Below are 21,758 nucleotides of genomic sequence, written 5' to 3'. Positions count from 1 at the left end.
CATACCGCCGTTCATACCGCCCCGTTCCCGTCGGTCCATTGCCGGATCCCGGCCAGGCGCTCCAGGAGCTCGTCCTCGCGCCGGTCGAACTCGTCCTCGGCGATACGACCCGATGTCAGCTGTTCCTCCAGCGCCTTGAGCTCACCCTGGACGACGGACGGGTCGTAGTAGAGGCGCTCGGCCTCGGTGAGCACGCGCCGGAGGACCCAGCCGACGAAGCCGATCATTCGACGAAGCTGTAGGGCGGTAGCGGGCCGTGCACCGTCAGGGCCAGGTGCGGGTGCTCCTTCTCGAGCCTGCCGGTCTCGGCGAGCAGCCGCGCGGCGGCGGAATCGTCGACCAGGAAGGACAGGTTCAGGAAGCAGCCGGCATGCTCGGGCCCGGTCCGGGCCTTCTCCGCCAGCGGTGCCAGCGCCTCGCGGACCAGCTCGGCATCACGGTCCTCACGGTTCCGCACGCGTTCCGCGACCATCTCCCCGAAGCGCAGCCGCTGTTCGTACGAGCCGCCGCCCGCTGCCCTGTTGGCCTCGGCGAGCGTGCGCAGCCCGGCGTCCTCGGCGAGGACCAGGTGCAGGACGGCGTCCTCGCGGTGCACGGCCTTGACGTTGTACTCGACGCGTCCGGTGAGCTGTTCCAGCTGTTCCCCGTACCGGCCGGAGTGCTCCGAGAGTACGTCGCGCACCTTGTCGTCGCTGTCGGAGACGCTGCCGAAGCGCATGGGCAGGACGGGTGCCCGGCGCCCGATCTCGGTCACGACGCGCTGGTGGGCGAGCAGATCGCGCCGCTTGGGCCGTAGTTCCTCCGGGCAGTCGCTGACCACCGCCGACAGGCCCGCTCCCCTCACCGTACGCACAGGGAAGGGCGGGTCGCCGATTCCGGTGAGTCCTCGGGGCAGTTCCGTGCGACCGGCACGGGTGATGCCGTAGACGTAGGTGGTCACTCGCTCTCCTCCTTCTTGCGGGAGGTGGTGGAGCGGCGGGCACCGCTTGGCTGGCCCTCGCCCTTGCCGCGCACCTGCTGGATCGCTTCGGAGACCGTCTGCGCGGCTCCGGAGAGGGCGCCCTTGGTCTTGCCGCGGGCCCCGCCCTCGGTCACGTCGCCGACGAGGTCGGGCAGGCCGGCACTCCGGTGCGGGCCGGCCTCCAGGTCCAGGCGGTTGCACGCCTCGGCGAAGCGCAGGTAGGTGTCGACGCTGGCGACCACGACACGGACATCGATCTTCAGGATCTCGATGCCGACGAGTGAGACACGCACGAACGCGTCGATCACCAGTCCGCGGTCGAGAACGAGTTCAAGGACGTCGTACAGGCCGCTGGTGCCGCCTGCTCCGCCGCCCTGCTGTACAGGGACAACGCTCATCTCGGACAGCTTCCCCTCATCTTCCGACGAGCCTGCCGGGCCCGCGCGGTCTGCCGGGCGTCAGCGGGAACCGGTCCTGCCGCGCTCGTAACGCCGCACACGGCGGTAGCCGGTGAGCAGGCCCTCGATGTCGAGAGTCACCTCGTAGAGCGCCATGACGCTCATCGTCTCGGGGACGCGGGCGATCTCCACCACCTCGGCCTCCAGCAGCCAGCCCTCCTCGGTCCGCTCGAACCGGGAGACGCCTTCGGGACGCCGGCCCGTCAGTTCGGCGAACTGTTCCTGGGCCGCACGCAGAACCTGCGGTGTCGTGAGGGCGGGCTCGTCGGGTGTGTCTGTCGTTTCTTTTGAGTCAGTCATTGGGCCTCTATCGGTCTCGGGCCTTGTTCCAGCGGGTACCCGATGCCACCGGCTCAAACGTCCGAGGGTCCGGCCGATGCGAATGCGCCCCTTGAATGAGCACAATGCGCCAGGCCTTGAAGGGCTGGCGGGCAGGTGGTCCGGGAACGGGAAAGCGTAGGAGACGAATTACCGGGCACCCGTACCGTTGGAGGCTGATAACTATGGTTCCTCTTCTTCTCGTTCTACTGCTCGCGCTGCTCCTCTTCGGGGCGGGTTTCGCCATCAAGATCCTTTGGTGGGTCGCCGTGGCCGTTCTCGTGATCTGGCTGCTCGGCTTCGTGATGCGCTCCGCCGGCACCGGCGGCAGCCGTGGCCGCTGGTACCGATGGTGAGGTCCCTGAGATTCCGGGCCGCCGGGCCACCGCCCGGCGGCCCGGCTCCTCAGCAGCAGGATCGACAGGCCCCCGCCGGGGAGACGTCCCGGCGGGGGCCTGTCGCGTTTGCGGCGGGCGTGGAGGGCAACCCGCTCCAGTGCCCTGTTCGTTCACGGAAGGAGCCCCCGTGGTCGCTGTAGCCCTCCTCCTGCCGCCGGCGCTGCTGTGCCTGGTGCTCGTGCTGGACCAGTACGAGGAACTCCTGCTGAAGAAAGGTTCCGGCACCCCGCGTCACGCCGTGCCCGCCCGCCACCTGCGTGCCGTGCCCGGACCGCCCTCGCGCGAGCCGCCCCCGTCCGCCTCCCCCGAGCCGCACGTCCGCCCCTCGCCGGACGGCACGGGCCGTGACGCCGATGCGGCCTGAGCCGGCGCCGGCCGGGTGACGTGTGCGCCGATCCGGCCGGAGCCGCGAGACGGCGCCGGCCGGATCGGGTATCCGTCGTCAGCGGACCGGGCACCCGGCGCACCCCAGGAGACGAGGACTTCCCATGTACGAGCAGGAAACCGCCCCGCGCGTCGCCGTGATCACCGGTGCGGACTCGGGCATCGGCCGGGCCACCGCCGTACGCCTGGCCGAGCAGGGCATGGACATCGGCATCACCTGGCATGTCGACCTCGCCGGCGCGGAGAGCACCGCCGCCGAAGTACGAGCGGCCGGCCGACGGGCCGCGCTCGACCGGATGGACCTCACGCTGCTGCCGGACGCCGCCGACTGCGTCGACCGGCTCGCCGAGGAACTCGGCCGCATCGACGTCCTGGTCAACAACGCCGGCGTCGGCACGGCGACACCGTTCCTGGACCTGGAGCTCGACACCGTCCGCCAGGTGATCGACGTCGATCTCATCGGTCCGCTGCTGTGCGGGCAGCGCGCCGCCCGCCGCATGATCCGTCAGGGCGACGGCGGGAGGATCGTCAACGTCACCAGCGTCCACGAACACCAGCCCCGGGTGGGCGCGGCGCCCTACTGCGCGGCGAAGGGCGGCCTCGGTCTGCTGACCCAGGTGATGGCGCTGGAGCTCGCCGAACACGGCATCAACGTCAACGCCGTCGCGCCCGGCGAGATCGCCACGCCGATGACCGGGCAGGTGGACACCGATGTGCTCGCCGAGCACCGGCCCGGCGTTCCGCTCGGCCGGCCGGGCGACGCACGCGAGGTGGCGGCGGTGATCGCTTTCCTCAGCGGGCCGGAGGCCAGCTATGTCACCGGCGCGTCCTGGAGCGTCGACGGAGGCATGCTCCGCATGGGCCCGCAGGCCGGTTCGCACCTGGAGAACGACTCATGGCGCCGCCCGTGACGCACCGGGCCGGCCTCTCGTCGGGGCAGGTGAGGCGGCCGTTCACCGGCCCGGCCGGCAGCGGGGCGGGCCGTTCGCCCGTTCGTGCGGCCGGTTCCCGCCCCTCCTCCGGCGGCTCGGCCCGTGCGACGGGACCCCGCTGCCCGGCCCGGCAGCGAACCCCAGCGCTTCGACCCGGTGGGCAGACCACCGGCGCGGCACACCACCGCGCACGCACGGCAATGAGCACCGGCCTCCAGCCACCACCAGCCCGGCCCGGGCGCCCGGCACCGGGGACTCACCCCGGCCGCTCCCCCTCGGCTTCCGCCTCCGCCACCTCTGCCTCCGCGGCCTCGGCCGCCTCCCGGGCCGCGTGCCATGCGCGGTCCGCTTCCTGCAGGCGGTCGCGGGCAGCCTCCGCCTCTTCGCGGGCCGTGCGCCGACGGTCCTCGGCCGCGCCGAGTTCGGTTGCCAGCTCCTCCAGCCGTCGCACCGCCGACCGCTCCGCCTCGTCCGCCCGGCCGGCCGCCTCCCGGACGCGATCCAGTTCCTCCTCCCGGGCACTCATCTCCTTACCGGCCTTCTCCGCCAGCCGCCGTGCCCGCTCGAGCCTTTCGCGCCGCTGTTCCCGTCGGCGGCGTTCACGCGCCTCGGTCAGGTCGGAGACCTGCGCTCCGGTGCCCCGCCCACGGGCGGGCCGGGGCGGGGAGGGGGAAGGGGCCGCCGCGAGGCGGTCCGCGGCGTCGGGGGCGAGCCCCGGGAAGCCGCTCACCGCGGTCAGCGGCCTGGACAGCCGTCCCTCGGTCCACTCCTGCGCCGCCCGGGGGTCGGCCAGGACGGCGTGCAGGGTTTCCTCGACCTCGCGCAGCACGTCGTCGCTCACGGGGTGCCCGGCCCCGTCGGCGAGGCGGCCGGCCTGCCGGGAGAGGGAGGCCACCAGGGCCCGCTGTCTGCGGCTCAGCTCGCGCAGCTGTCCGCCGTCGAGGTTCCGGTGGGCCTCCCGCAGCCCCTCGCCAAGACTGATCAGCGCGCCGGCCTCGTCGGGGCGCTCCCGTACCAGGAGGTTGCTCACCCAGGCCGCCAGCGTGGGCCGGCGCAGCGCCCTGACGTGGCTGGCCAGTTGCCGGTCGCCGTCCCGTACGGCCTGGGCGGCCCGCCGGTCGCGGGCAGCGGTGAACTCCTCCGGCCGCAGCCGGTAGAGCTCGTCCGTGACACTCTCCAGGTCCATGGCCTTTCCGCCCGGGTCCGCGCCGGCACTCGATGCGAGGCGGGCGCCACCGCCACGCCCCGGCACCGACGAGTCTGCCGCTTCCGCCCGCCCCGCGCACCTCGTCGGCCACCGCGGTGGCGCCGGCCGTCCTCCGGTCGCTCCCTGGCGAGGAGTGGGCGTCGGGCCCAGGCTGGGTGAAGCCGCGACGGCAAGAGGCCACGAGGGCGAAACGAAGTCCGGGGCGCGCATACGAAGCGCTGAGGGCGGATGCGAAGCGCTGAGGGCAGATGCGAAGCGCTGAGGGCGGATGCGAAGTGCGGGCGGGAATATCAAGTCCTGGGCGCATACGAAGTCCGGGCCCACACAACGAAGTCACGGGAAAGGCCCACGGGCATTACGGAGGCAGTCATGCGGGACGTCACGACGCCGGCTCCGACGCCGGCCACCGGTCCTACCGACAAGGAGCTGCGGGAGCTGGACGCACACTGGCGTGCCGCGAACTATCTGGCCGTCGGGCAGATCTACCTGATGGGCAACCCTCTGCTGACAGAGCCGCTGCGCCCCGAGCACCTCAAGCCGCGCCTGCTCGGCCACTGGGGCACCTCACCCGGCCTCAACCTCGTCCACACGCATCTCAACCGGGTCGTCCGGGGGCGTGCACTGGATGCGCTGTGCGTCTGGGGCCCCGGTCACGGCGGACCGGCGGTGCTGGCGAACTCCTGGCTGGACGGCACGTACTGCGAGACCTACCCCGACGTCGGCCGGGACGCGGCGGGCATGGCGCGGCTGTTCCGGCAGTTCTCCTTCCCCGGCGGCGTGCCCAGCCACGTCGCACCCGAGACGCCCGGGTCGATCCATGAGGGCGGGGAGCTGGGCTACTCCCTCTCCCACGCCTACGGGGCCGCGTTCGACAACCCGGGGCTCCTCGTCGCGTGCGTCATCGGCGACGGCGAGGCGGAGACCGGGCCGCTGGCCACGTCCTGGCACTCCAACAAGTTCCTCGACCCGGTCCACGACGGTGCGGTGCTGCCCATCCTGCACCTGAACGGCTACAAGATCGCGAACCCGGCCGTCCTCGCCCGCCTCCCCGAGGCCGAGCTGGACGACCTGCTGCGCGGCTACGGCCACGAGCCCCTGTACGTGGCGGGCGAGGATCCCGCGGCAGTGCACCGGGCCATGGCCGCCGCCATGGACACGGCGCTCGACCGGATCGCCTTGATCCAGCGAAGCGCCCGGCAGGAGGGCATCTCCGAGCGCGCCCGCTGGCCCGTGATCGTGCTGCGTACGCCCAAGGGCTGGACCGGTCCCAGGGAGGTCGACGGCCTCCCGGTCGAGGGGACGTGGCGGGCCCACCAGGTGCCGCTGGGCGCGGTCCGCGACAACCCGGAGCATCTGCGGCAGCTGGAGGCATGGCTGCGCTCCTACCGCCCGGAGGAACTCTTCGACGAGCAGGGCCGGCCCCGGCCGGAGGTGCTCTCCTGCGTACCCGACGGCTCCCGCAGGCTCGGCGCGACACCGCACGCCAACGGGGGCCTGCTGCTGCGCGACCTGCCCCTGCCGCCCTTGGAGGGCTTCGCGGTGCCGGTCGACAAGCCGGGTGCCACCCTGCACGAACCCACCGCCGTCCTGGGCGATCTGCTCGAACACGTGATGGAGGCCACCGGCGAACGCCGCGACTTCCGTCTCGTCGGCCCCGACGAGACCGCGTCCAACCGGCTCCAGGCCGTCTACCGGGCCAGCGGCAAGGCCTGGCAGGCCACGACCGTCGCCACCGACGAGCACCTGGACCGGCACGGCCGGGTCATGGAGATCCTCTCCGAGCACACCTGTCAGGGCTGGCTGGAGGGTTACCTGCTCACCGGCCGGCACGGACTGTTCTCCTGCTACGAGGCGTTCGTCCACATCGTCGACTCCATGGTCAACCAGCACATCAAGTGGCTGCGCGTCACCCGTCGCCTGCCCTGGCGCCGTCCCATCGCCTCCCTCAACTACCTGCTCACCTCCCATGTATGGCGCCAGGACCACAACGGCTTCTCCCACCAGGACCCCGGCTTCATCGATCACATCCTCAACAAGAGCCCCGAGGCCGTGCGGGTCTATCTGCCGCCGGACGCCAACACCCTGCTCTCCGTCGCCGACCACGTGCTGCGCAGCCGCGACTACGTCAACGTCATCGTCGCGGGCAAGCAGCCCTGCTTCGACTGGCTCGACCTGGAGCAGGCCCGCGCCCACTGTGCCCGCGGCGCCGGCATCTGGACCTGGGCCGGCACCGGCAACGGCACCCGGGAGCCCGACGTCGTCCTCGCCTGCGCCGGTGACGTTCCGACCCAGGAGGTCCTGGCCGCCGCCCAGCTCATCCGCCGCCATCTGCCGGAGCTGACGCTGCGCGTGGTCAACGTCGTCGACCTGGCCAGGCTGCTGCCCGCCGGCGAACACCCGCACGGCATGGCCGACGCCGAATACGACGCGCTGTTCACCCCCGACAAGCCCGTGATCTTCGCCTACCACGGCTATCCCTGGCTGATCCACCGCCTCGCCTACCGGCGGACCGGCCACGCCAACCTGCACGTACGCGGTTACAAGGAGATCGGCACCACCACCACGCCCTTCGACATGGTCGTCCGCAACGATCTCGACCGCTACCGCCTCGTCATGGACGTCATCGACCGCGTCCCCTCCCTCGCCGTGCGCGCCGCGCCCGTACGCCAGGCCATGGAGGACGCCCGTACCCGCCACCACGCCTGGGTCAGGGAGCACGGCACGGATCTGCCGGAGGTGGTGGACTGGTCCTGGTCCGCCACGTGAGAGGAACGCGCGCGGTCAGTTGAGGGGGCGCATGCCTCGCATCCCTCACCGGCCCGCAACCATCGGCGTGCCCGTTGCGGCGGTGCCGCCCCACCGCGTCTCGACGAGCTCACCGCCCCTTTCACCGCCGGGGATTTCGATCCGGCCGACTACGGCCCGGCGGCGGCCGACATCAAGCGGCTGCTCAGCCGGCTCGCCGAGGCGTCAGCTGCCTCCGCCGCCAAGGCGGGCGGTGCCGGGCTCCGACAGGCGGGCGCGCCCATCAGGTCGCGCCGGCGTGCTGCTCCGCTTCGCCGAACCGCGCCAGGGCGAGGGCGCCCGCGACGGAGGCCGCGAAGCCCACAGCGGCCAGCGGTGCGAGGCCGCGGCGCGTGGTGTCGCCGAGCCACACGACTCCGAACACCGCGGGCCAGGCGGTCTCGCCGATCACCATGGCCGCCGTCGCGGCGGTGACCGATCCGGAGCGGAGGGCTTCGATCAGCAGGAGGTAACCGACGAGCCCGGAAGCGATCACGGCGTAGGTGGAGGGCGCGGTGAGCAGTTGCCGCACGTCGAGGCCGGGCAGCAGGCGGACGGCGACGGCGACCAGGCCGAAGTTCAGGCCCGCGACTGCGCCCAGTACCGCCGCGCGCCGGCGGAGCACGTGCCGGGCCGCCGCCGCCCAGCCCAGGAGGGCGAGCCCCAGGGAGAGGCACAGGACCACCAGCCTCATCCCCGCGTCGCCCTCGCCGGTGCCCTCGTGGCCCGCGGCGACGGCCAGCAGGGCGAGCCCGCAGCAGACCGCGGCGACCGCGCACCATTCCGCCCGCCGCAGCCGGATCCGCAGGACGCCCGCCGCGACCACCGCGGTGACCGCCAGCGACGAGGCGAGCGCCGCCTCCACCACGAACAGCGGGAGCGAGCGCAGCGCCGCCAGTTCGGCCACGAAGCCGAGCGTGTCCAGGGCGACACCGGCCAGAAACGGCCACCGGCGCAGGGTCGGTACCAACGTCCCCAGCCGGGCGGCCGACGGCTCACCGGTCGCCGTCATGCGCGCCCCCATCGCCTGCAGCACGGTGGCCGTACCCATGCACACGGCAGCGCAGAACGCCAGGACCACGCCGAACACCATGCACGCACCGTAACGGCCCCGGGCACGCGCCCGGGTGGGCCGGACGCGCGTGTCGGCCGCCGGGCCGAGCCCGTCCAGGCCGTTTCCCACCGGGCCCCGGGGGCAGACGGTCCTTCCCAGGGCTGCACGCGGGCCGACGTGAGAGGCGGCACGATGAGACCGTTTCCCAAGGGTGGCGAAGCACGGGCGGTGCGGGGCGCGGGGACGGCCGCCGCGGCGCGTGCCGGGCTGGTGGCACGGGGGGTGATCTACCTCCTCGTCGGGACACTGGCGGTGCGCATCGCACTCGCCGACGGCAGCGAGCAGGCCGACCGCGGCGGGGCGGTGCAGGAACTGGCTCTCAAGCCGTTCGGCCAGGCCCTGGTCTGGGCGGTGGGCATCGGACTGATCGGCATGGCCCTGTGGCGCCTGTCGGAGGCGGTCTTCGGAGCAGCGGGCCCGGACGGTACCAAGGCCCACAGGCGGCTGCAGTCGGCGGCGCGCTGCGTGTTCTACTCCCTTGTCGCGGCTTCGGTGATCGCCTTCGCGGCCGGTGAGCGGGGCAGCGGCGCGGGCTCGACCGACGAGCAGTCCCGGGACGTCACCGCCCGGGTACTGGGCTGGCCGGGAGGGCAGCTCCTGGTGGCCGGTGCGGGGGCGGCCGTGGCGGCCGCGGGTGCCTGGATCACGGTGCGGGCGGCCGTGCGGGCCTATCGCCGACACTTGAGAACGGCGGGGATGACGGTGGCCACGCGCAGGGCCGTGGACGTCCTCGGCGTGGGTGGCGGAGTCAGCCGGGGACTGGTGTTCGCGGCCACGGGTGGTTTCGCCGTCCAGGCCGCCGTCACGTACGACCCCGGGCACGCCAAAGGGCTGGACGACACGCTCCGCACCTTCGCGGGGACGCCGGCCGGCCCCTGGCTCCTGACCGTCGTCGCGGTGGGTCTGGCGCTGTTCGGGCTGTTCTCCATCGTGATGGCACGCTGGCGGGACCTCTGACGTCCCGCGATGAGATGCCCCCACCGCGGCTCAAATGGGCCTGTGCCGTGCGGCCCCTCCCGCACATGATGAGACGCGCCTCTTCGCACCGGAGAGGCGAAGGAGCCGGGAGAGCCGGGAGGTCCGATGAAGTACCGCTCGATGTCCCGCCGTACCGCCCTGAGGTCCGCTGTGGGTACCGCCCTCGCCGCCGGGGGCCTTGCCCCGGGCGGTACGGCGTGGGCGGTGGCAGGGAGAAAGTTTCATGATGTCCGCGCCTTTCACGGCACCTGGGAAGGGGTGTACGACGGGCGCAGGGCGCGGCTGAGGATCGTCGTGACGCAGGAGGCGCCCGGCACACTCTGCACGCTCTACCTCACCTTCACCGACATCGACCGGGGTGAGACGTTCACCGGCAGCCGCGAGCGCCTCCCGTGGAACTGCCATGAGGTCGGCAGCATCACGCTGTCCGGGGCCGCCACGCTGTTCTGGCCGTCCTTGCTGATCCATACCGGGGACACCGATGTCCTGTCGGGCGTCAGCGACCGGAGCAACCGCCGGTACCCGATGTCGTTCCACCGCTCGGCCACGGGCCCTTCCTATGTGCGGGACCGGCCGTTCGGGAGCTTCGACGACTGGTGCGGTGCACCCGTGGGCCGGGCCCGCTACGCCGGCAGCCTCGACGGGCGCAGGGCACAGCTGGACGTCGATGTCTCCTCCGCGGGCAGCGAGCGCCGGTTCGTGTTCCACCTGGCCGACCTGGACCGCAAGGCGGACTGGTACGCCCACGTCGCGGAGTCCGAGGTGCGGCGATGGAGCTACGACCGGCAGCGCAACCCTCTTGCGGGGGTCCGGATGAGTCCGTACTGGGACAGGCAGGAGCCCCTGCTGATCGGTTACATGTACTGGCACAGCGGGAACGCGGCCTATGTGACGGGTGAGTACGTCGTGCAGGGCAGCCCCTACGGCATGTCCTTCATCCGGGCACGAGTGGGCACCTGAGGGCGGGCCCAGCAGGGTACGCCGGTACCACGGACGTGAAGGACGGGACGGTATGGCGCCGAGCGGAACACAGCGCGAAGGACGGGACGAGTCGCCCGAGGAACGGGCCGACCGGCGCTGGAACGAGCTGCTGCAGGAGGTGCGGGTCGCGCAGACCGGTGTACAGATCCTCTTCGGGTTCCTGCTGACCGTCGTGTTCACGCCGCAGTTCCCGAAGCTGGGGTCCACGGACAGGACGATCTATGTGGTCACCGTGCTGCTCGGCGCCGCCACCACGGGCGCCCTGGTCGGCCCCGTCTCCTTCCACCGGCTCGTCACCGGGCACCGGCTGAAGCCCCAGACGGTCGCCTGGGCCTCACGCCTGACGCTGGTGGGAGTCGTGCTGCTCCTGGCCACCGTGGCCTCGGCGCTCTATCTCGTCCTGCGCATCGCGATGCACAACGCGGCCGTGCCGTGGCTGGTGACCGGGTTCGTCACCTGGCTCGTGCTGTGCTGGTTCGGCCTGCCGACCTGGGCGCGCCACCGCTATGCGGGCAAGAGCTGACCGGGCGCGGTGCGCGCCCGCACGCGTTCGTCACCGCGTGCGTGTCACTCCCCGGCAGGGGCCTCGGCCTCCTTGATGTCGGATATGAGCCTGGTGCTCAGGTCGGACTGAACGCTCAGGTAGGTGTACGTGGGCTTCTTCTCGTCGCCCCACGTGAGCCGGACCTGCGTCCAGGCGTGCCCGGCACCGCTGTTGTCGTAGCTGACGCGCCAGCCGCGCGGGGTGTTCTGCGCACGGAACACCCCGTCGGTGTCGTGCTGCCGTTCCCAGGCTGCCAGGCGCTCGCGGAACTCCTTGGTGAGGAAGTGCGAGCGCAGGGCGTCGGACAGGGCCGTGTCGGGTGTGCCGGTACGGGCGTCGACGTACGCGCCGTAGAAGGCGGCCACCCGGTCCGCGGCCGACGACGGGCTGCCCTCGTGCACCGGCGGCCCCTCGGTGGCGGTCTGTCCGGCCGATGGGCCGCGGCCGCCGGATGCGGCCGCGAAGGCGGCGGCCGGGACGGTGAGCATGGCCAGCAGGGCGAGTGCCACCCCGGAGCGCCACGTGGTACGGGTTACGCGCATGGGTTCCCCCAATCGCCGAGTGCCGCGAGCGGCACGGGCTTCGCTGCTTCACCTTGTAGAGCGGACCAGCTACCGGAAGAGTTCCTTCCAGGACGGTGCGCCCCCGTGGAACCCTCGACCGGGTACCCCACCGGCGGGCTCTACTCCTCCTGCTCGCTCCCGACCGGGGTACCGGGACATGACCACCGGATATCCATGTCGCGAAGCGGTTCGATACCGGGGCGGGCGCCGGCCCCGGGACAAAGATTCCCCGGCCGGTGATTTCCTCTCACCGCGGGTTCTTGAATTCCTGACGGCGGATTCGGCGGCAGCACAGAAAGTCTAGGTGTTTCCCTGGACTCCGCGAGCGGCCGGAGATCACTTGATGAATTCTTCGACGACCTTCGGCGGCCACATGCCCACCTTGAGAACGCCCATGGAGTAGGCGCGGGAGACCAGGGCGGCGCGATTGGGCACCTTGAGCTTCCGCAGAAGGCCGGTGACGTGGTATTCGACGCCCTGCCTGCTGAGGTACAGGCGCGAGGCGAGGGGGATGGTGGAGATGCCGGCGGCTATGCCCTCCAGGATGCGCGCGTCGATCTCGGTGAGAATCTTCTTGCGGTTGGTGACCACGCCCGCCTCCTCGGCGGACGCCTGGGCCGGGGGCATCATCACCAGGATCGCGGCGTCCCCGGGGGTGCCGCCGCGCACGGAGATGGCCGTGAGCGTGCTGGAGAAGGCGGAGTCCTCGCGGGACTCCTCCTGCCGCAGGGCCACCACGTGGGCGGCGAAGCGCTGGCGCCGGCCCTCGACCAGGCCGGAGAACTGGCGTAGCAGCGGCTGCTGGACGCTGGGGTGCACCAGCTCCTGGAACCTGCGGCCGCAGACGTCCTCCGAGGTGGCTCCGAACTGGCGGAAGAACTCATGGTTCGCCTGCCGGATCGTCAGAGCCGGGTCCAGGTATGCCATACACATGCCGGGCTGCTCGAACTGCGGACGGATACCGGTCTGGTCATCTGCAAGTACGGAAGTGGCCACGAGGCTGTCAACCTTTCGGATCCCGCTAAACGTTCGGAACCGCGCGCTAGAAATGCGTCAAGAATTGGGATTTCCGGGCCCCGATCCCAATGGCCCGGTTTCTGACCAACTGATCGGAACATTAGATAGTTCCGCTGAGTCGAGTCAACGACATGCCTGCCCGACGCGACTAAACCTGCGGTTTGCTCTCGCGGATGGTTCGGTTGACCGGTCCCGTGGTTTCGGTACTTCGGTTCGGTCGGGTTCGCACCTGCCGAAGGGGTCCTGAACAGGCCAGTGGCCCGGCGGGGAAATCCCCCGCCGGGCCACTGGCCTGCCTGTACGCGCGCCGGCGCTACCAGCTGCCGGCCAGCAGCAGATCCCCGTACTGATGCTCACGCGAGGCCTGCTCGAGGTCGGACTCCACCATCATCCGCATCAGCTGCGGGAAGTCGACGGTGGGCTCCCAGCCGAGCTCGGTGCGCACGCGCCAGATGTCGGCGCACAGGACCTCCACCTCGGCGGGCCTGACGAGGGCCGGGTCGATGACGACGTAGTCGGTCCAGTCCAGGCCCACGCACTCGAAGGCGCAGCGCACCGCGTCCCGGACGGAGTGCATCTGGCCGGTGCCCACCACGTAGTCGGTCGGCTCGTCCTGCTGGAGCATGAGGTGCATCGCGCGTACGTAGTCGCCGGCGAAGCCCCAGTCGCGTACGGCGTCGAGGTTGCCGAGGTCCAGGCGCTTTTGGTAGCCGAGCTTGATGCGGGCGGCGGCGAGGGAGATCTTCCTGGTCACGAACTCGGCACCGCGCCGGGGCGACTCGTGGTTGAAGAGCATGCCGGAGACCGCGTACATGCCGAACGATTCCCGGTAGTTACGGGTGATGTAGTGCCCGTAGGTCTTCGCGACGCCGTAGGGGCTGCGCGGGTGGAACCGGGTGGTCTCGCTCTGCGGGGTCTCGGCCGCCTTGCCGAACATCTCCGAGGAGGAAGCCTGGTAGAAGCGGATCTGGCCGCCCTCTGCGGTGTGCCTGGAGCCGTTGAGTCCGCTCACCATGCGGATGGCTTCGAGCATCCGCAGGACACCCATGCCATTGACCTCGGTGACCAGTTCGGACTGCTGCCACGACATGGGGACGAAGGAGATGGCCCCGAGGTTGTAGACCTCGTCGGGCTGTACCGTGTCGACGGCGGCCACGAGGCTCGCCTGGTCCATGAGGTCGCCGTCGACGAAGGACAGGTCGGAGACGAGGCGGCTGACGCGCGATTTCCTCGGATTCGCCTGTCCCCTGATCAGGCCCCAGACCTGGTACCCCTGCGACAACAGGTGCTCGGCAAGATAAGAACCGTCCTGTCCGGTGATACCAGTGATCAGTGCGCGCTTGGACATCCCATCGCCTTCCCTTCCTCTACCCACGGACCGACCGCCCTCCGCTGTCCGGCCGATATTGCGAACGCACGCTCGCAGTCGCTACAGAGCGATGTCAACGAAATCCTGATAGACTAGGGAATTTGCGGTTCTTCCGGTCAGTGACCGCGATGCCCCGCGATTCCCCCTGCGATGCCCAGGGGGAGGGAGACGGGCACGCCGACGGGGAACACTAGGGATTCTCCCGTCGGTTGTGCGCTGGACTCGTATCCGTGCTGATCAGACTGCTGCGTGCCCGTCTACGGCCCTACGGCCGCGCTGTCGCCCTGCTCCTCGTGCTGCAACTGGTCCAGATCGCCGGCGGGTTGGTCCTGCCGACCCTGGGAGCCGCGGCCATCGACAACGGCGTGCTCAAGGGCGACAGCGGCTACATCCGCGACGTCGGCGCCGCCATGCTCGCCGTGGCACTCGTGCAGGTCGCCGCCTCGATCGGTGCGGCGCTCCTCGCCTCCCGTACGGCGACGGCACTGGGCCGGGACCTGCGCTCGGCGGTGTTCCGCCGCGTACTGGACTTCTCCGCCCGCGAGATGGGCCGCTTCGGCACTCCGTCACTGATCACCAGGACCGTCAACGACGTGCAGCAGGTGCAGATGCTGGTCCTGCAGGCCTTCGGCGTCGCGGTGGCGGCGCCGGTGCTGTGTGTGGGCAGCGTGGTGCTGGCGCTGTACCAGGACGTACCGCTGTCGCTTCTGCTGGTGGCGCTCGTCGTGGTGATCTCGGCCGTCTTCGCCGTCGGCCTGTCCCGGATGGGGCCCTGGTACGACCGGATGCAGTCGCAGGTGGACCACGTCAATCAGCTGCTGCGCGAACAGATCACCGGGGTCCGCGTGGTGCGCGCCTTCGTCCGGGACGCGCACGAGCGTGAGAGGTTCGGCCGCACCAACGCGCGGCTCGCGGGCGTCTCGCTGCGCGTCGCCCGGCTCATGGCCGTGCTGTTCCCGGTGATGACGCTGGTGATGAACGCGTTCATCGTCTTCCTGCTCTGGTTCGGCGCCCACCGCGTCGACGGCGGGAGAATGCAGCTGGGTGCCCTCACCGCCTTCCTGGGCTACCTGGGCCTGATCGTCATGTCGGTGGTGCTGCTGACGCTCGTCCTCGTGGCCGCGCCGCGCGCGAAGATCTCGGCGCAGCGCATCCAGGAGGTACTCGCCACCACACCGGCGGTCGCGGCGCCGCCGGCCCCCGTCCGCACGGGGATCGCGGGGGCGGCGGGCCATCTGGACGTGCGGGCCGTGGAGTTCCGCTATCCCGGCGCGGAGGAGGCCGTGCTGTGCGACGTCGGCCTGACGGCCCGGCCGGGCGAGACGGTCGCCGTTCTCGGCAGCACCGGCAGCGGCAAGACGACGCTGCTGAGCATGGTGCTCCGGCAGTTCGATCCCACGCGCGGGTGCGTGCTGGTCGACGGCGTCGACGTACGCTCGTACGACCCCGGCGTCCTCAGCCGCGCCGTCGGCTTCGTACCGCAGAGGCCGCAGCTGTTCTCCGGCACCATCGCCAGTAATCTGCGCTTCGGGGAACCGGACGCCGGCGACGAGGAGTTGTGGCACGCCCTGGAGATCGCCCAGGCCCGCGACTTCGTCGAACGGATGCCGGACGGCCTTCTGTCCACCGTCGCTCAGGGCGGCACGAACCTCTCGGGCGGCCAGCGGCAGCGCCTGGCCATCGCGCGCACGCTGTTGCGCAGACCCGGCATCTACCTCTTCGACGACTGCTTCTCGGCGCTCGACTACACCACGGACGCCGCGCTGCGGGCCGCCCTCGCGCCACACGTCGCGGGGGCGACGGTCGTCATGGTCGCCCAGCGGATCTCCACGGTCCGCGACGCCGACCGCATCGTGGTGCTCGACGCGGGGCGCGTCGTCGGCACCGGAACCCACGCGGAGCTCATGCGCGACAGCGCGACCTACCGGGAGATCGCGCTCTCGCAGCTCACCGAAGAGGAGGCGGCCGCATGACGTCCGCGCAAGCGAAGCCGGCCGGCACAGTCCCCCGGCTGCTGGGCCTCCTGCGGCCGCACCGGGCGCTGGTCGCCCTGCTCCTCGCACTGGGCATCACCGCGGTCACCCTCGGCGCCTTCGGGCCGGTACTGCTCGGCAAGGCCACGGACCTGGTTTTCGCGGGCGTCGTCGGCAAGCAGCTGCCCGCCGGCATCTCCCCCCAGGAGGCCATCGAGCGGCTGCGCGCCGAGGGCCACGGCTCCCTGGCCGACGTCTTCGGCACGGTGGACGTACGGCCCGGTCACGGGATCGACTTCGGGGGGCTGGGGCGGATCCTGACGATCCTGCTGGCCCTCTGTCTCGCGGCCTCCCTGTTCACCCTCCTGCAGGGCCGGCTGGTCACCCTCGTCATCAGCCGGGTCGTCTTCGAGCTGCGCGAGAAGGCCGGTGAGAAGCTGGCCCGGCTCCCGCTGAGCTACTTCGACCGGCACCCCCCGGGCGAGTTGCTCAGCCGGGTCACCAATGACGTCGACAACCTCCAGCAGACGCTTCAGCAGGCGCTTTCCCAGCTGGTCACGTCCGTGTTCTCCTTCCTGGCCCTGCTGGTCATGATGTTCGTGATCTCGCCGCTGCTGGCGGTGGTGATGCTGGCGAGCGTCCCGGTGTCGGTCGTGCTGGTGACCCTGATCGCCCGGCGCGCCCAGCCGCGGTACGCCGCACAGTGGGCCGCCACCGGGACGCTCAGCGCGCATGTGGAGGAGATGTACAGCGGGCACTCCCTGGTCAAGGGATTCGGCCGGCGCGAGCTGGCGGAACGTGCCTTCGACGAGCACAACGACGCCGTGTACCGGGCCGGGGCCAGGGCCCAGTTCGCCTCCGGCACGATCGAACCGTCGATGATGTTCATCGGCAATCTCGGCTACATCGTCGTGTCCGTCCTCGGCGCACTGCGCGTGGTGAGCGGCTCGCTGTCGATCGGCGACGTGCAGGCGTTCGTCATGTACTCGCGCCAGTTCAACCAGCCGATCGTCGAGGCCGGCACCGTCGCGGGCCAGCTGCAGTCAGCGATCGCCTCCGCCGAGCGGGTCTTCGCGCTGCTCGACGCGGACGAGCAGGAGCCCGATCCCGAGCGCCCGCAGCGGCCCGCCCGGGTCGAGGGCCGCGTCGAGTTCGAGGGCGTGGAGTTCCGCTACTCCCCCGGCACACCGCTGATCGAGGATCTGTCGCTCACCGTGGAGCCCGGGCAGACGGTGGCGATCGTCGGCCCGACCGGGGCGGGCAAGACCACCCTGGGCAATCTCCTGATGCGGTTCCACGAACCGTGCGGGGGCCGCATCCTGCTGGACGGCACGGACATCACCCGCATGCGGCGCGACGAACTGCGCGGGCACATCGGGCTCGTGCTCCAGGACAGCTGGCTGTTCTCGGGCACGATCGCCGAGAACATCGCCTACGGATGCCCGGGGGCGACCCGGGAGGAGATCGTGGCCGCCGCCCGCGCCACCTGCGTCGACCGGTTCGTGCGGACCCTGCCCGACGGCTACGACACGGTGCTGGACGAGGAGTCCTCGGGCGTCAGTGCCGGGGAGAAGCAACTGGTCACGATCGCCAGGGCGTTCCTGGCCGGGCCGGCGATCCTGGTGCTGGACGAGGCGACGAGCTCGGTCGACACCCGTACCGAGGTCCTCATCCAGCGCGCCCTCACCTCCCTGCGCGCGGGCCGCACCAGCTTCGTCATCGCCCACCGGCTCTCCACCATCCGTGACGCCGACGTCATCGTGGTGATGGAGGCCGGCCGGATCGTCGAGCGGGGCACGCACGACGAGCTGACCGGCAGCGGCGGCGCCTACGCCCGGATGTACGCCTCCCGTGACCGGCCGGGCGCGGGCGCCCCCGTCGTTCCCGGCTGAGCGGGACGTACGTCCCTCACGCCGCCCCGTCGCCGGCCGGGGGCCGCTGGAACGGCGGGAAGGCACGCTCGCGGTCGGCGGCGTGCGAGGTTCCTGACTTATCGTCACCGCGTGGCGCCCGGATGGCGGCGGGGCACGACGTTGACGCGTTCCTGACTTCGGGTGACGCGGGTGGGGCGGTGACACCGCCCCACCCGCGTCACCGGCCTCAGCCGTGCCGTGTGTCGACGACGGCCCGCAGCTTGCCGCTGGTGGCCGTGCGGTCGAATGCGGCGCCGTCCACGGCCTCCACGTCGAGGTCGAGCAGCCGGTCGTCGACGGCCGACCGCAGCTCCTCGTAGCCCGCGAGGAAGGCCTCCCGCAGCTCCCGCGGTCCCGCCGTGTCCGTACGCTCGACGCGGACGGTCAGCTGTTCGCGGATGTCGGTGCGGGCAAGCACCACCTGAAGTTCGCCGCGGTAGCCGCGGTCCTGCTCGGCGATGGCCACGAACCGCCGGTAGTTGAGGAAGTACGCCGCCACGCGCATCACGTCGCCGCCCCTGCCGAGCAGTTCGAAGCGCGGTGCCCGGTTGCCGCAGGCGCAGGGGCCGGGGAGGGCGCGGCCGAGGTCGCCGATGAGGTACCGGCCGAGGTTCTGGCCGCGCCGGGCGTGCGTGGTGAAGACCAGCCGGCCGGTCTCGCCGGGCGGCACGGGCCGGTCGGACGCGGTCTCGAGTATCTCCAGGGTGTGCAGGTCGGCGTGCAGGTGGTGGACGCCGCCGGTGGACTCGGTGCACTGGAAGCCGAGCGGCCCGAGGTCGGTGCTGCCGTAGGTGATGGAGCGGATGGTCTCGATGCCGAAGGTCTCGGTGAGGGTGCGGCGCTGCTCCGCGGTGAAGTGCTCGCCCCCGTAGAAGATCTTGCGGATGCCGCCGTACGAGCGCAGCAGGCCCGCCTGCTCGTGGAGGAGCTGCCAGAGGTAGGAGGGCATGCCGAAGAGGGTGTCGGCCTCGTGGGCGACCAGTGCCTCGGCCGTGACCCGGTGGTCGGGGCCTGCCGCCATCGGCAGCTGGGTGCCGCCCAGCCGCTCCAGGATGGAGAAGAAGCTGATGAAGCCGCCGTACATGCCGCCGCAGTAGAAGAGGTTGGCGGTGCGGTCGCGCGCCGGGTCGTAACCGGCGGCGAGCAGGCCGCGGGCGGCGGCGTGCATCTGGGTGTCGTAGTCGTCGTAGGTGAACAGGGACAGGGCGGGCTTGCCAGTGCTGCCGCCGCTGCGGAAGTACAGCTCGGCGTCGCGCCGGTCGACGCTGTCGTTGAGCTCTTGGACGGCGGCCTTGTCGAGCAGCGGTCCGGTGGGCGCCGGGAAGGTGACCGGCCGGGTCAGGTCGTCGAGGCAGGCGGTGGTGGCGAAGCGCTCGTCGGCCTGGACGGCCACGCGGCGGCTGTAGCGCTGGAGGGCGTACACGCCGTCGTGCGGCTCGCCGGAGTAGCCGCCCAGCATCCGGCCGAGCGGCGTGACGCGCGTGGCGCCCGCGGCCAGGGCCAGGCGGGACAGCTCCGCGATGTCGGTGCGGCTGCCGGCGATGCCGGCGGTCTGCAGGTAGCGGCGCATGGGGCGCAGGGTGGCGAGGATGCTCTTGCGGGGCAGCGGCTTGACCCACACGCTGCGGTGCAGCGGGGAGGCGGTGAGGGCCGGCCGGGTGTCGGCCATGACGCGCCAGGAGCCGTCGGGGGCGGCGATGACGCGGGTCAGGTCCAGGTGCGCCTCAAGGCGGGCGATCAGTTCGGTGGTGCTGAGCTCGGCCTCCTCGGCCGGGCTCAGCTCCTCCTCGCGCGCGGCGGGCGGCATCCGGTCGAGGGCGGCGGCGAGGCGCTCCGCGAACGCGAAGACCTCCTCGCGGTCCTCGGTGTCGAGGTAGACCACCTGGGGGCTGGAGCACGCCTGCTGTTCGTGCAGGCACACGTCGGCCGCCAGGGCCTCGAGCGTACCGCTCTCCTGCCAGGCGTCCCGGGTGAGGTAGGCGAAGGAAATCTTGTGGCCCCACTCCACCAGGCGGCAGCCGGGCGGCACATGGGCGGCCATGGCCTCCACGGCGGTCTCCCCGCCCCACACCGCGACGGCGTCGGCGGGGGCGCACATCAGGCTCAGCCAGTCCTGCCGGGAGGAGGAGAAGCGCAGCACGATGACGCGCTCGGCGATGGCTCCCGAGGGGTCGAGGGCGGCGAGTTCGGCGAGCAGGTGCTGGGCGAGGAGGGTGTCGGCGCTGCTGGTCTTGAGGACGTTGACGTTCCCGGCCAGCAGGCCCTCGACGAGGCTCAGCGGCGCGACGGTGGCGGCGTTGCCCGGTGCGATGTGCGCGACCAGGCCGACGGGCGCCCACGCCTCGTAGACGGTCTCCTTGGCATCGGGGCGGTTCAGCCGCTGCGGGGCGGTGCCGCCGAGCTCGCGGCGGAGCTTGCGGGTCAGTTCCGGCCGGTCGAGGAAGGCCGCCAGTTCGGTGAGGACGGCGTCGTCCTCACCCTCGGGCAGGTGCTTCGCCAGGCGTCCGTGGACGGGATGGGCCCGGTCGCGCAGGGCGGCCGCGAGCTGTTCGCAGGCGGCCAGGACGGTCTCGGTCTCCAGCGGCCCGGCCAGCGCGGCCTCGACGGTGGCGGACAGTCCGGCCAGGCGGCGGCCCGCTTCCTCGTCGTCGATGAACGCGCCCTGCCAGTAGTGGTGCTGCACGCTTTCGGTCATCACGACATGCCCTTCATCAGTTCGGCGGCGGCCACCGCGCAGCTCTTGTTGCGGCTCACTCCGGCGCGGCCGTGGATGGTGAACCAGGGGGTGTTCAGCTCGCAGCCGCACTCCTCGCCCGGGTGCAGCGTGGCGAGGTCACCCATCACGACGCTCTGCGCCGGTACGGAGGTGATGTAGGGCGAGACGAGGTGCAGGTAGCCGGGCTCGCCGTAGGGCAGGGGTTCGAGGGTGCGGGTGGAGCGGATGAACACCCGGGACCAAACGGGGGCGTGCAGGTGGTGGTGGTCGCACTCGATGTAGGGGATGCAGTGCTCGACCGAGCCGAAGGTGTCACGGATCCGCTCGGAGGGGATGCCCAGTTGCTCGGTGACGCGCGCGTACAGCTCGTCCTTGCCGATCTGCCGGTCGGTGTGGCCCTTCCAGCCGCCGCCCAGGACGACCAGGGAGCCCTCGGGCAGCCGCAGGGGCGGCAGCCCCATGGCGCGCATCCGCTCCAGGGTGAACCAGAGGAACGCCGGGAAGCCCAGGATGCGTACGGGCGCGTCGTCCTGCGCGAAGCGGCGCAGCGCGGAGACGCAGCCGAAGGCGTCGAACTCGTGCCCGTTGCCGGTGTGGCGCAGGGCGTACTCGACCTGCCGGGCGGGGGCGAAGTCGCAGAGGTAGTTGTCGGTGAAGGAGGTGCCGAGCTTGAGGTCGGGGGCGGGCTCATAGCTGTTGAGAAGGTAGTTGACGGGCTGGTCGGGGGTGATCCAGCCGTTGCGCTCGAAGATGCGGGCGACCATGCGCTGGGCGGAGCGGATGGTCCACTGGTCGAAGAACATCTGCGACTTCTGGCCGGTGGTGCCGGAGGACGTCAGGTGCAGGTGGACGTCGTCGCGCGGGATGGACAGCACCTCGTGGCGCTTGAAGAAGTTCGCGTGCACCAGGGGGGTGCTGAACGCCCCGGCCGGTGCGGTGGCTCCCCCGGCCCGGGCGGAGCTCTCGTAGAGCCTGCGGAAGAACGGGGAGCGTTCGGTGTGCCAGGCGTTGATCTCGGCCATGGCCGCGGCGAACAGCTCGTCCTCGGCCGGGCCGCAGGCGTAGGGGTCGCTCAGGTCGCACAGTTCCTGGACCCGGGGCAGCAGCGCCGGGTCGGGGACGTCGACGGGAGCGAGGTGGGGGTTCAT

General features: G+C 71.5%; 20 protein-coding genes. 9 read left to right on the top strand and 11 right to left on the bottom strand.

What is annotated here, in order from left to right; genetic code table 11:
• Positions 1-11: 11 nt before the first annotated feature.
• The 4 genes from AB0F13_RS13625 to gvpO are packed head-to-tail and all read right to left on the bottom strand — an operon-like array spanning position 12 to position 1,719.
• Positions 12-227 carry a gas vesicle protein GvpG gene (locus AB0F13_RS13625; RefSeq protein WP_362080072.1) on the bottom strand — a complete coding sequence of 72 codons (216 nt, stop codon included), beginning with the start codon at positions 225-227 and terminating at the stop codon, positions 12-14.
• The gene (locus AB0F13_RS13620; RefSeq protein WP_362080069.1) at positions 224-940 is read right to left on the bottom strand and encodes a GvpL/GvpF family gas vesicle protein; all 717 of its coding nucleotides are present in this window, start codon (positions 938-940) and stop codon (positions 224-226) included. The genes AB0F13_RS13625 and AB0F13_RS13620 overlap by 4 nt, the downstream gene beginning before the upstream one ends.
• Positions 937-1,359, bottom strand: a complete 423-nt coding sequence (locus AB0F13_RS13615; RefSeq protein ID WP_362080066.1) for a gas vesicle structural protein GvpA — start codon at positions 1,357-1,359, stop codon at positions 937-939. The genes AB0F13_RS13620 and AB0F13_RS13615 overlap by 4 nt, the downstream gene beginning before the upstream one ends.
• A 60-nt stretch (positions 1,360-1,419) precedes the next feature.
• The gene (gene gvpO / locus AB0F13_RS13610) at positions 1,420-1,719 is read right to left on the bottom strand and encodes a gas vesicle protein GvpO (RefSeq protein ID WP_362080063.1); all 300 of its coding nucleotides are present in this window, start codon (positions 1,717-1,719) and stop codon (positions 1,420-1,422) included.
• A gap of 203 nt (positions 1,720-1,922) precedes the next feature.
• Here gvpO and AB0F13_RS13605 point away from each other — a divergent pair, with 203 nt between their 5' ends.
• From AB0F13_RS13605 to AB0F13_RS13595, 3 genes are all read left to right on the top strand, one after another.
• Positions 1,923-2,093 carry a hydrophobic protein gene (locus tag AB0F13_RS13605; RefSeq protein ID WP_362080060.1) on the top strand — a complete coding sequence of 57 codons (171 nt, stop codon included), beginning with the start codon at positions 1,923-1,925 and terminating at the stop codon, positions 2,091-2,093.
• Positions 2,094-2,262: 169 nt separating this feature from the next.
• A complete protein-coding gene (locus tag AB0F13_RS13600; RefSeq protein ID WP_362080057.1) occupies positions 2,263-2,499 on the top strand; it encodes a hypothetical protein in 237 nt (78 codons plus the stop codon).
• Positions 2,500-2,623: 124 nt separating this feature from the next.
• The gene (locus AB0F13_RS13595; RefSeq protein ID WP_362080054.1) at positions 2,624-3,430 is read left to right on the top strand and encodes an SDR family oxidoreductase; all 807 of its coding nucleotides are present in this window, start codon (positions 2,624-2,626) and stop codon (positions 3,428-3,430) included.
• Between the two features lie 277 nt (positions 3,431-3,707).
• On the opposite strand, the gene AB0F13_RS13590 is transcribed toward AB0F13_RS13595, so the two are convergent.
• Complete coding sequence (locus AB0F13_RS13590; protein ID WP_362080051.1) at positions 3,708-4,637, bottom strand: hypothetical protein; 930 nt, start codon at positions 4,635-4,637, stop codon at positions 3,708-3,710.
• A 390-nt stretch (positions 4,638-5,027) separates the two neighbouring features.
• On the opposite strand from AB0F13_RS13590, the gene AB0F13_RS13585 reads away from it, so the two are divergent.
• A complete protein-coding gene (locus AB0F13_RS13585) occupies positions 5,028-7,424 on the top strand; it encodes a phosphoketolase family protein (RefSeq protein WP_362080048.1) in 2,397 nt (798 codons plus the stop codon).
• Positions 7,425-7,686: 262 nt separating this feature from the next.
• On the opposite strand, the gene AB0F13_RS13580 is transcribed toward AB0F13_RS13585, so the two are convergent.
• Positions 7,687-8,535 carry a hypothetical protein gene (locus AB0F13_RS13580; RefSeq protein WP_362080045.1) on the bottom strand — a complete coding sequence of 283 codons (849 nt, stop codon included), beginning with the start codon at positions 8,533-8,535 and terminating at the stop codon, positions 7,687-7,689.
• Between the two features lie 153 nt (positions 8,536-8,688).
• On the opposite strand from AB0F13_RS13580, the gene AB0F13_RS13575 reads away from it, so the two are divergent.
• The 3 genes from AB0F13_RS13575 (at position 8,689) to AB0F13_RS13565 (ending at position 11,038) form a co-directional block, all read left to right on the top strand.
• The gene (locus tag AB0F13_RS13575; protein ID WP_362080042.1) at positions 8,689-9,513 is read left to right on the top strand and encodes a DUF1206 domain-containing protein; all 825 of its coding nucleotides are present in this window, start codon (positions 8,689-8,691) and stop codon (positions 9,511-9,513) included.
• Positions 9,514-9,738: 225 nt separating this feature from the next.
• On the top strand, positions 9,739-10,494 hold the full coding sequence (locus AB0F13_RS13570) for a hypothetical protein (RefSeq protein ID WP_362080039.1): 756 nt from the start codon (positions 9,739-9,741) through the stop codon (positions 10,492-10,494).
• A 52-nt stretch (positions 10,495-10,546) separates the two neighbouring features.
• A complete protein-coding gene (locus AB0F13_RS13565) occupies positions 10,547-11,038 on the top strand; it encodes a DUF6328 family protein (protein ID WP_362080036.1) in 492 nt (163 codons plus the stop codon).
• 44 nt (positions 11,039-11,082) lie between these two features.
• On the opposite strand, the gene AB0F13_RS13560 is transcribed toward AB0F13_RS13565, so the two are convergent.
• The 3 genes from AB0F13_RS13560 to AB0F13_RS13550 all read right to left on the bottom strand — a co-directional run bounded on the left by AB0F13_RS13560 (position 11,083) and on the right by AB0F13_RS13550 (position 13,987).
• Positions 11,083-11,601 carry a hypothetical protein gene (locus AB0F13_RS13560; RefSeq protein ID WP_362080033.1) on the bottom strand — a complete coding sequence of 173 codons (519 nt, stop codon included), beginning with the start codon at positions 11,599-11,601 and terminating at the stop codon, positions 11,083-11,085.
• A gap of 357 nt (positions 11,602-11,958) precedes the next feature.
• Positions 11,959-12,582 (bottom strand): PAS domain-containing protein, encoded by a 624-nt coding sequence (locus AB0F13_RS13555; protein WP_362080272.1) that lies wholly within the window; start codon positions 12,580-12,582, stop codon positions 11,959-11,961.
• Between the two features lie 370 nt (positions 12,583-12,952).
• Positions 12,953-13,987 carry a GDP-mannose 4,6-dehydratase gene (locus AB0F13_RS13550; RefSeq protein ID WP_362080030.1) on the bottom strand — a complete coding sequence of 345 codons (1,035 nt, stop codon included), beginning with the start codon at positions 13,985-13,987 and terminating at the stop codon, positions 12,953-12,955.
• A 251-nt stretch (positions 13,988-14,238) separates the two neighbouring features.
• Between AB0F13_RS13550 and AB0F13_RS13545 the strand changes: the two genes are divergently transcribed.
• Both AB0F13_RS13545 and AB0F13_RS13540 read left to right on the top strand, forming a co-directional pair.
• The gene (locus AB0F13_RS13545; RefSeq protein WP_362080027.1) at positions 14,239-15,981 is read left to right on the top strand and encodes an ABC transporter ATP-binding protein; all 1,743 of its coding nucleotides are present in this window, start codon (positions 14,239-14,241) and stop codon (positions 15,979-15,981) included.
• Positions 15,978-17,873: an ABC transporter ATP-binding protein gene (locus AB0F13_RS13540; protein WP_362080025.1), complete on the top strand. Its 1,896-nt coding sequence runs from the start codon at positions 15,978-15,980 to the stop codon at positions 17,871-17,873. The genes AB0F13_RS13545 and AB0F13_RS13540 overlap by 4 nt, the downstream gene beginning before the upstream one ends.
• Positions 17,874-18,081: 208 nt before the next feature.
• Here the strand turns inward: AB0F13_RS13540 and AB0F13_RS13535 are convergent, their stop codons facing one another.
• On the bottom strand, positions 18,082-20,589 hold the full coding sequence (locus AB0F13_RS13535; protein WP_362080022.1) for an acyl-CoA reductase: 2,508 nt from the start codon (positions 20,587-20,589) through the stop codon (positions 18,082-18,084).
• Positions 20,589-21,758 carry an acyl-protein synthase gene (locus tag AB0F13_RS13530; protein WP_362080269.1) on the bottom strand — a complete coding sequence of 390 codons (1,170 nt, stop codon included), beginning with the start codon at positions 21,756-21,758 and terminating at the stop codon, positions 20,589-20,591. The genes AB0F13_RS13535 and AB0F13_RS13530 overlap by 1 nt, the downstream gene beginning before the upstream one ends.

The organism is Streptomyces sp. NPDC026206, assembly GCF_040638465.1.
Lineage (GTDB): Bacteria > Actinomycetota > Actinomycetes > Streptomycetales > Streptomycetaceae > Streptomyces.
Note: the sequence above shows the minus strand (reverse complement) of the source record. Positions and strands in the feature narration are given on the sequence as shown.

What these genes read in the sequence shown, in the direction of transcription:
- AB0F13_RS13625 (WP_362080072.1), bottom strand. Translation starts at nt 227, where the DNA reads ATGATCGGCTTCGTCGGCTGGGTCCTCCGGCGCGTGCTCACCGAGGCC.
- AB0F13_RS13615 (WP_362080066.1), bottom strand. Translation starts at nt 1,359, where the DNA reads ATGAGCGTTGTCCCTGTACAGCAGGGCGGCGGAGCAGGCGGCACCAGC.
- gvpO (WP_362080063.1), bottom strand. Translation starts at nt 1,719, where the DNA reads ATGACTGACTCAAAAGAAACGACAGACACACCCGACGAGCCCGCCCTC.
- AB0F13_RS13605 (WP_362080060.1), top strand. Translation starts at nt 1,923, where the DNA reads ATGGTTCCTCTTCTTCTCGTTCTACTGCTCGCGCTGCTCCTCTTCGGG.
- AB0F13_RS13595 (WP_362080054.1), top strand. Translation starts at nt 2,624, where the DNA reads ATGTACGAGCAGGAAACCGCCCCGCGCGTCGCCGTGATCACCGGTGCG.
- AB0F13_RS13590 (WP_362080051.1), bottom strand. Translation starts at nt 4,637, where the DNA reads ATGGACCTGGAGAGTGTCACGGACGAGCTCTACCGGCTGCGGCCGGAG.
- AB0F13_RS13585 (WP_362080048.1), top strand. Translation starts at nt 5,028, where the DNA reads ATGCGGGACGTCACGACGCCGGCTCCGACGCCGGCCACCGGTCCTACC.
- AB0F13_RS13580 (WP_362080045.1), bottom strand. Translation starts at nt 8,535, where the DNA reads ATGGTGTTCGGCGTGGTCCTGGCGTTCTGCGCTGCCGTGTGCATGGGT.
- AB0F13_RS13575 (WP_362080042.1), top strand. Translation starts at nt 8,689, where the DNA reads ATGAGACCGTTTCCCAAGGGTGGCGAAGCACGGGCGGTGCGGGGCGCG.
- AB0F13_RS13565 (WP_362080036.1), top strand. Translation starts at nt 10,547, where the DNA reads ATGGCGCCGAGCGGAACACAGCGCGAAGGACGGGACGAGTCGCCCGAG.
- AB0F13_RS13560 (WP_362080033.1), bottom strand. Translation starts at nt 11,601, where the DNA reads ATGCGCGTAACCCGTACCACGTGGCGCTCCGGGGTGGCACTCGCCCTG.
- AB0F13_RS13550 (WP_362080030.1), bottom strand. Translation starts at nt 13,987, where the DNA reads ATGTCCAAGCGCGCACTGATCACTGGTATCACCGGACAGGACGGTTCT.
- AB0F13_RS13540 (WP_362080025.1), top strand. Translation starts at nt 15,978, where the DNA reads ATGACGTCCGCGCAAGCGAAGCCGGCCGGCACAGTCCCCCGGCTGCTG.
- AB0F13_RS13535 (WP_362080022.1), bottom strand. Translation starts at nt 20,589, where the DNA reads ATGACCGAAAGCGTGCAGCACCACTACTGGCAGGGCGCGTTCATCGAC.
- AB0F13_RS13530 (WP_362080269.1), bottom strand. Translation starts at nt 21,758, where the DNA reads ATGAACCCCCACCTCGCTCCCGTCGACGTCCCCGACCCGGCGCTGCTG.